Below are 1,429 nucleotides of genomic sequence, written 5' to 3' on the forward strand. Positions count from 1 at the left end.
CAACCCTACCGAGAACCACCGTGGTGACCGCCACTTCAAAGGCGGTCAGGTCCTACACCACGTCCAGGGACGCGACCCGCAGCGTGTGGTTCTTGTCACGCTTGGCGGCATCTCACTCTGGCCTCCACGACTCCCCCACTTAGTTGTTGCAGCCCCGATCGATTCGCGTGTACCTCTTGTCCTCACGAAAACGTGAGTCTCAGAGGCGGGGCCAAAATGGCGCGACCGGTTGCAGATTTTTCGGATGCTCTCGATGGCATTGATCAAGCCATGCTGGACGGTGTCTCCGCACTGGATGACGCCCGCCGCATGAGCAGCGGCGCTTACCTCAAGATCGGTGCCATGCACGGCGTCACGGTCGAGATCGAGGCGCCGATCGATGCGCAGGGGGATGTTCCCGTCCTGGTGCGCCAGGGCTTGGTGATCCGTTGCCTCCTACCCAAGGGAGTGTCCCTGGCGGCACTGGCACGGTCGCTACAGGGTGGCGAGGCGGCGAAGCTGATCCGCACCATCCTAAATGGCCATGTGGTGGATTTGTCGATCCAGAGCGGCCGCGGGACCTTGACTCGCGGTGCCGAGCAGGCCCGTGGTCGCCTGCACCACCACCTCAGCCAGCTGCCGGGGGATGCTCCGGCGGCCTTCTCTGCGGCCACCACCCGCGTCGCTCGGCCGCTGGAAGCGCTTGCCGTCTGAATGGGATCAGGGATGCGGGCCTTGTCGCCCGCGTCGTCTCACGCCTTGCGCGGCGCCAGCCAGGAGAGCCAGGAAAACATCGGCTCCATCGGCGGCGGCTCCGGATATTGATGCGCCCAAGCGCGCGCCACCAACGCCGCCAGATCATCATCGACCTCGCACCACCGGCCATCAGGCGAGGTCGCCATGAAGGCCCCCGGCGCCCCTGCCTGGCGTGCATAATGACGCCCGCCGATCAGCCACCCGGCATCCGTGAGCCAATCGAGGCGCTCTGTGCTGGGCTTCGAAGTCATGGTTGTGGCTCGCAAGGGTAGGTCTCCGGCAACATAGGACCGGCGCCGTCACCTCGCCTGTCACGATCTCGAAAGTCGAAGACAGCAACTCGGTTGTTTCAAAACGCCGAAGTTGCGCGATTGTGAAGACAGGCAGAAGGCCTGTCCTTTGTCGCGCCACGCCGGGATCGCACCCTCGCAAGCAATGCCCGGGTGAACTACCTCGGACTGGCATGAGGGCGCGGAACCGGCCGACATGAGCGGCATCGGCCATGCGGCTGCGCCACCACCGGACTCGCAGCCCGGTGTCCAGAACTGGCGGGACTTGGCGCCACCCATGGGAAATCCTGCGAAACACCGCATTGCCAACGGGCGCGACTGGCGGCCGGTCGCGTCCCTGGACGTGGTGTAGGACCTGACCGCCTTTGAAGTGGCGGTCACCACGGTGGTTCTCGGTAGGGTTG

At 65.0% G+C, this 1,429-nt stretch carries 2 protein-coding genes; one reads left to right on the plus strand and one right to left on the minus strand.

Going from position 1 to position 1,429, the window contains the following annotated elements; translation table 11 throughout:
- The first annotated feature begins 270 nt into the window (after positions 1-270).
- Positions 271-693: a hypothetical protein gene (locus D2K64_RS23560; protein ID WP_120010843.1), complete on the plus strand. Its 423-nt coding sequence runs from the start codon at positions 271-273 to the stop codon at positions 691-693.
- A gap of 38 nt (positions 694-731) precedes the next feature.
- Here the strand turns inward: D2K64_RS23560 and D2K64_RS24855 are convergent, their stop codons facing one another.
- Positions 732-881, minus strand: coding sequence for a hypothetical protein (locus D2K64_RS24855; protein ID WP_157986110.1), 150 nt, complete (start codon positions 879-881; stop codon positions 732-734).
- Between the last annotated feature and the right edge of the window lie 548 nt (positions 882-1,429).

Source organism: Teichococcus vastitatis, assembly GCF_003604215.1.
Lineage (GTDB): Bacteria > Pseudomonadota > Alphaproteobacteria > Acetobacterales > Acetobacteraceae > Pseudoroseomonas > Pseudoroseomonas vastitatis.